Genomic DNA, 6,071 nt, shown 5'->3' with positions numbered 1-6,071 from the left:
CCGCGACGCTGTCGTTCAGAACAGCGCCTCGTCCATTTCCATCAGCGGGTTCAGGCCAGCGCGGGCGGTGCGGATCAGGCTCGCGGTTTCCGGCAGCAGCTTGGCGAAGTAGAAGCGCGCCGTCGCCAGCTTGGCGGTGTAGAACGGATCGCCCGAGTCCTTCTTCTCCAGCGCCAGCTTGGCCATGCGCGCCCACATGTAGGCGAAGCACAGGTGGCCGACGACGCGCAGGTAGTCCACCGCGGCGGCACCGACTTCATCGGGGTTCTGGAAGGCCTTCATGCCGATCTCGGTGGTCAGCTTGGTGACCTTGTCGCCGATGTCGGCCAGCGGATTGATGAACTCCTGCATCGCCTCGCTCGTGCCCTCTTCCTCGACGAACTCGGCGATCTTCTTGCCGAACTTCTTCAGCGTCGCGCCGTTGTTGCCCAGGATCTTGCGGCCCAGCAGGTCCAGCGACTGCACGGTGTTCGTGCCCTCGTAGATCATGTTGATGCGGGCGTCGCGGACGAACTGCTCCATGCCCCACTCGTGGATGTAGCCGTGGCCGCCGAAGACCTGCATGCAGTGCGAGGTGGCGATCCAGCCGTTGTCCGTGATGAAGGCCTTGATGATGGGCGTCAGCAGCGCGACCTCGTCCTCGCAGGCCTTGGCCTCGTCGGCGTCGTCGCTGGACAGGGCCTTGTCCAGCTGCAGCGCCACGTAGGCCGACAGCGCGCGGCCGCCTTCGGCGTAGGCGCGGGCGGTCAGCAGCATCTTGCGGACGTCGGGGTGGACGATGATCGGATCGGCCGGCTTGTCCGGCGCCTTCGGGCCCGACAGCGCGCGCATCTGGATGCGGTCCTTGGCGTAGGCGACGGCGTTCTGGTACGCGACCTCGGTCAGGCCCAGCGACTGGTTGCCCACGCCCAGGCGGGCGGCGTTCATCATCACGAACATCGCCTGCAGGCCCTTGTTGGGCTGGCCCACCAGCGTGCCGACGGCGCCGTCCAGCACGATCTGCGCGGTGGCGTTGCCGTGGATGCCCATCTTGTGCTCCAGGCCGCCGCAGTAGACCGGGTTGCGCTCGCCCAGCGAGCCGTCGGCGTTGACCTTGAACTTGGGCACGATGAACAGCGAGATGCCCTTGGAGCCGGCCGGCGCGTCCGGCAGGCGCGCCAGCACCAGGTGGACGATGTTCTCGGCCAGGTCGTGCTCTCCGGCGGAGATGAAGATCTTCTGGCCGGTGATCTTGTAGGTGCCGTCGCCCTGCGGCTCGGCCTTGGAGCGCAGCAGGCCCAGGTCGGTGCCGCAGTGCGGCTCGGTCAGGCACATCGTGCCGGTCCACACGCCCGAGGTCAGCTTGGGCAGGTAGGTGGCCTTCTGCTCGTCGGTGCCGTGCGCATGCAGCGCCTCGTAGGCGCCGTGGCTCAGGCCCGGGTACATCGTCCAGGCCTGGTTGGCCGAGTTCATCATCTCGTACATGCACTGGTTGAGCAGCACCGGCAGGCCCTGGCCGCCATAGGCCGGGTCGCACGACAGCGCGGGCCAGCCGCCCTCGACGTACTGCGCGTAGGCTTCCTTGAAGCCCTTGGGCGCCTTCACCTCATGGGTGGACTTGTCCAGCGTGCAGCCTTCCTGGTCGCCCGACAGGTTGATCGGGGTCAGGACTTCCGCGGCGAACTTGCCGCCCTCTTCCAGCACCGCGTTGATCGTGTCCTCGTCGACCTCGGCATGCGCGGGCAGCAGCTTCAGCTCGTCGACCGCGTGCAGCAGCTCGTGCAGCACGAACTTCATGTCGCGCAGGGGCGGGTTGTACTGAGGCATGAGGGCTCTCCTGAATGGTTCTGTGAAGGGATCGAAAGGGACTCGCCCCGCTCAGGCGCGCTTGCGGCTCGGGGCCGGGCTCGCGGAGGCGGAGTGAGGAGGCGTCTGCCGCGTCTGGGCATCGGCCTTGCGGCCGGCCGGCGTGGCGAAGCTGTCGAGGATGCGCTCCAGGCCCGTGCGGGCGCGGGCGAGCGCGCCGGGGCTGCGCAGGAAACGCGCGTCGTGATGCAGCGACAGGATCAGGCCGTGCATCTCGAAAAGCACCTGGTCCGGATCGGCCTCGGGCACCAGGTGGCCGACCTCCTGCGCCAGCAGGATGGCCTTGCGGATCGCGGCGTGCCAGTCGCGCACCATGCCGACCAGCGCGTCGCGCACCGGGCCGGGCCGGTCGTCGAATTCCACCGCGCCGCTGATGTAGATGCAGCCCGAGTCGACTTCCACCGAGGTGCGGTGCACCCAGCGCTCGAACAGCGCGCGCAGGCGCGGCAGGCCGCGCGGCTGGCGGATCGCGGTGTAGAAGACTTCTTCCTCGAACTTGGCGTGGTACTCGCGCACCACCGCGATCTGCAGTTCCTCGCGCGAGCCGAAATGCGCGAAGACGCCGGACTTGCTCATCTTCGTCACATCGGCCAGCGCGCCGATGGACAGGCCTTCCAGCCCCATGTGCGAGGCCAGCCCGAGCGCCGCGTCCAGGATCGCGGCGCGCGTCTGCTGGCCTTTCTGGAGCGAACGGGCGCCACGGCGCGCGACGGCGGCGGCGGGCTTGGCGGCGGTGACGGGGGAGGTGGACACGATGCCCGGAATAATAAAACGAACGATCGTTCTATTTTGAGCAGTTCCGGGTCGGAAAGGCAATCCTTGCCCACCCCTTTTTAGTGGTGCAGACCTAAAAAAGCCAGGCTGCAGACCCGAGTTGGCAGGCTGGGGTCGGGCGATATCCGAGGGTTTACCCGAGCTCGAGGCGTGGACTTCTCTGCGACGCTGGGTGACTCGCGGGCGCGCCGGCCAGTGACCTTCGGCAACGCCTGTCCGCCCGACGCCGGCATAGACTGGCGCAAACAGGGAGCCAGAAGAATGCACAAGCCATTGAATGGCATGTTCCGGGTTCTGGTGTGCCGGGTGCGATCCCGGCTGTGTGGCCTGCCGCTGGATGCCGTCGAGGAGACCCTGCGGCCGCAGCCACTGCGGCCGCTGAAGTCGCCGGCCGTTCATGTCCAGGGGCTCGCGCGCATCCGCGGCGACTGGCTGCCGGTCGTCGACCTGGCCGGCCTGCTGGGACTGACCGAGTCCGGCGCAGCTCCCGCGCCGGCCGACGCCGCGGCGGTGCGCCGCTATGTCGTCGTCCGCGCCGGCGACGCCGAGTGGCGCTGGCGGTCGCCGAGGTGCTGGGCCTGCAGACCTTCGCGGCGGAGCAACTCCGCGCCCTGCCCCCGCTGCTGCGCGACCGCGACCATGGTGCCGTCAGCGCGCTGGCCGAGCGCGACGATGAACTGATCGCCGTGCTCGACCAGGCCCGGCTGTTTCCGGACGACCTGCCGCCGACCGCGGCCCTCTCCGCCGCGGACGGCGGCGATGCCGCCAGCCATCGGGGAGCGGCCTCATGACGCGGCCGTCGCCGTCCGATGCCGCCCTGATCTCGCTGCTGCCGCGCCTGCGGACGTTGCTCTCCGCCCGCCTGGGCCTGCAGTTCGACGACCGCCAGGACGACAGGCTCGCCGCCGCGCTGGCGCGGGTGGCCGGGCCGGGCGGTCCGGCGCGCTTCCTGGACCAGATGGAGCAGGCGCCGACGCGCGCCCGGCTCGATGCGCTCGCCGCCGAGCTGACGGTCGGCGAGACCTTCTTCTTCCGCCACCCGGAGCAGTTCGACGCGCTGCGCGTGGACCTGCTGCCGTCGATGGTGCGCCGCGCGACGTCCACCGGCCTGCGGGCGCTCTCGGCCGGCTGCGCGAGCGGCGAGGAGGCCTACACCCTGGCCATCACGCTGCATCGCGCCGGCCTGACGGCGCAGGGCGTCGACTGGCAGGTGCTGGCCGTCTACGTGAACCCGGCGGCGCTGGCGCGCGCGGCCGCCGCCCGCTACGGCGAATGGAGCCTGCGCGCGACGCCGCCGGAACTGCGCGAGCTGTGGTTCCGCGCCGTCGAACCGGGCGTCTGGACGCCGCTGCCCGCGATCCGCGAGCGGGTCCGCTTCGAGCCCCGCCAGCTGGGGCAGCCCGACGCCGCCTTCTGGACACCGGACCGCTTCGACATCATCTTCTGCCGCAACGTGCTGATGTACCTGGCGCCCACGGCGCTGCGCCAGGCGATCCAGCACCTGGTCGGCGCGCTGGCACCGGGGGGCGTGCTGTTCCTGGGCCATGCGGAGACACTGCGCGGCCAGTCCGAGGCGCAGGCCGCCGGGCTGACGCTGCGCCAGGCGCATGGCTGCTTCTTCTATCGCCGCGAAGGCGCGGACGTGGCGCCCGCCTGGCCCTTTCCCTGGCCAGCCCCCGCGCCGGAGCCGGCGACGGCCTCGCTGGCGCACGGGCCGGCGTTCGAGGCCGCGTCCGCCCACCGCGCCGACCAGGCCTTGCTCGACGAGGCCCTGCTGCTGGTCGAGGCCGGCCAGATCGAGGACGGCCTGCGCGCCTGCGCCCGGCTGATCGCGCCGCAGACACCGGCCGCGCTGCAGGCCGAGGTGCTGTTCCTGCAAGGGCTGGCGATGGAGGAGCGCGGCCAGCTCCCCGCCGCGGAATGGCATCACCAGCGCGCCGCCGCCAAGGACGCCGCCTTCGCCCTGCCGCACCTGCGCCTGGGCCTGCTGGCCCGGCGTCGCGGCGAGATCGTCGCCGCGCGGCGCGAACTGAGGCGGGCGCTGGCGCTGCTGGACGACGAATCGCCCGAGCGGCTGCGGCGTTTCGGCGGCGGCTTCGAACGCGACGACCTGCGGCGCCTGTGCCGCGACGAGATCCAGGAGGCCCGCGCATGACGCTCGACCGCTCCGACCGCTCCGACCCGCTGGAGGGCCAGCTCGACGAATGGCGGGCGGCCTTCGACCGCTCCTTCGCCGAGCCGCGACGGCTGGGCGATGACGACGCCGTCCTGGACGTGCTGGGCATCCGGATTGCCGGCGACCCGTTTGCCCTGAACTTGGCCGATCTGGCCGGACTGCAGCCCGCCATGCCCGCCGCGCCCTATCCCGCCACCGCACCCGGGCTGCTCGGGCTCGCCGGGCACCAGGGGCAGGTCTTGCCGCTCTACGACCTGCGCGCGCTGATCGGCCGCGGGGCCGCGACGGCGGTGCGCTGGTGGGCCATCGCGCGCGCCGCGCCGCTGGCGCTCGCCTTCGAGGGCTTCGACGGCCAATGGCGCCTGACGCCTGGCGATCGCCTGCAGCAGAGCGACGCGGCCGGCACCGGCTGGGCGGTCCGCTGCGGCGGCGCGCTGCGCCCGCTGATCGAGCTGGAAGGCCTGATCGCCGCCGTCGCCGGCAGCCAGCTCGGCGAGCCGTCGGCGGGATCCTTCACCACAACGACAAGCGCCGGCGCCGCCGGCCGATGACAGGGAGCACCGTGCCATGTGGACCTTCGGAAGAAAGCTGTCGATGGGTTTCGCGCTGTCCTTCGCGCTGCTGCTGCTCATCGGGACGCTGGCCTATCGCGGCGTCGACCTGCTGACGCAGACCAGCTACCAGGTCACCCGCACCCATGCGGCGCTGACCCACGTCGAGGCGCTGATGAGCCTGATGAAGGACGCCGAGACCAGCCAGCGCGGCTACCTGCTCAGCGGCGAGGATCCTTATCTGGACCCCTATCGCCACGCCGTCGCCAACCTGCCGCGACAGCTGGCCGAGCTCAGGCCGCTGATCCGCGACAACCCCGGGCAGCAGGCCCGGCTGAACCAGGCCACGGCCATGATCGAGGGCCTGATGCAGCTGCACAAGGAGCGCATCGAGTCGCGCCGCACGTCCACCATCGAGGCGGCCATGCGCGTCCAGGGCCTGGGCGAGGGCAAGCGCCGCATGGATGAACTGCGCGCGGTGATCTCCCAGATGGAGGAGGAGGAGAACGACCTGCTGCGCCAGCGCGCGCAGGAGGTCGAGTCCGCCGCCACCGGCGTGCGCATGGCCATCGTCTGGGGCACCGTCGCCGGCGCGCTGCTGGTGCTGGCGGCGGCGCTGACGCTCAACCGCGCGCTCAGCGGCCAGGTGGGCACGGCGGTCAAGCATGTGCAGCGCTCCTCGGCGGAGCTGCAGGCGGCCGCGAACCAGCAGGCCGCCGGCGCCC

6 protein-coding genes and 1 pseudogene are annotated in these 6,071 nt (G+C 71.2%); 5 read left to right on the top strand and 2 right to left on the bottom strand.

The window, feature by feature from the left end; all coding sequences use genetic code 11:
* Positions 1-15: 15 nt before the first annotated feature.
* Both FUT87_RS14330 and FUT87_RS30730 read right to left on the bottom strand, forming a co-directional pair.
* Entirely contained in the window at positions 16-1,806 is a 1,791-nt protein-coding gene (locus FUT87_RS14330; RefSeq protein ID WP_147241446.1) for an acyl-CoA dehydrogenase C-terminal domain-containing protein, read from the bottom strand.
* 51 nt (positions 1,807-1,857) lie between these two features.
* Entirely contained in the window at positions 1,858-2,598 is a 741-nt protein-coding gene (locus FUT87_RS30730; protein ID WP_254783436.1) for a TetR/AcrR family transcriptional regulator, read from the bottom strand.
* A gap of 282 nt (positions 2,599-2,880) precedes the next feature.
* On the opposite strand from FUT87_RS30730, the pseudogene FUT87_RS31730 reads away from it, so the two are divergent.
* The 5 genes and pseudogenes from FUT87_RS31730 to FUT87_RS14305 all read left to right on the top strand — a co-directional run.
* Positions 2,881-3,150: pseudogene (locus tag FUT87_RS31730) on the top strand (chemotaxis protein CheW); the annotation flags it as partial.
* Positions 3,151-3,167: 17 nt separating this feature from the next.
* Complete coding sequence (locus FUT87_RS30725) at positions 3,168-3,410, top strand: hypothetical protein (protein ID WP_255511839.1); 243 nt, start codon at positions 3,168-3,170, stop codon at positions 3,408-3,410.
* Positions 3,407-4,774: a protein-glutamate O-methyltransferase CheR gene (locus FUT87_RS14315; protein WP_147241443.1), complete on the top strand. Its 1,368-nt coding sequence runs from the start codon at positions 3,407-3,409 to the stop codon at positions 4,772-4,774. Before FUT87_RS30725 ends, FUT87_RS14315 begins: the two co-directional genes overlap by 4 nt.
* Positions 4,771-5,346 (top strand): chemotaxis protein CheW, encoded by a 576-nt coding sequence (locus tag FUT87_RS14310; RefSeq protein WP_175538326.1) that lies wholly within the window; start codon positions 4,771-4,773, stop codon positions 5,344-5,346. Before FUT87_RS14315 ends, FUT87_RS14310 begins: the two co-directional genes overlap by 4 nt.
* Positions 5,347-5,362: 16 nt before the next feature.
* The coding region (locus FUT87_RS14305; RefSeq protein WP_186830538.1) for a CHASE3 domain-containing protein at positions 5,363-6,071 on the top strand (709 nt) is incomplete at its 3' end.

It is taken from the genome of Mitsuaria sp. TWR114, assembly GCF_007997345.1.
Note: the sequence above shows the minus strand (reverse complement) of the source record. Positions and strands in the feature narration are given on the sequence as shown.

Bases quoted from the DNA above. Each gene is read 5' to 3' on its own strand.
- FUT87_RS14330 (WP_147241446.1), bottom strand. From the start codon at position 1,806: ATGCCTCAGTACAACCCGCCCCTGCGCGACATGAAGTTCGTGCTGCAC.
- FUT87_RS14315 (WP_147241443.1), top strand. From the start codon at position 3,407: ATGACGCGGCCGTCGCCGTCCGATGCCGCCCTGATCTCGCTGCTGCCG.
- FUT87_RS14310 (WP_175538326.1), top strand. From the start codon at position 4,771: ATGACGCTCGACCGCTCCGACCGCTCCGACCCGCTGGAGGGCCAGCTC.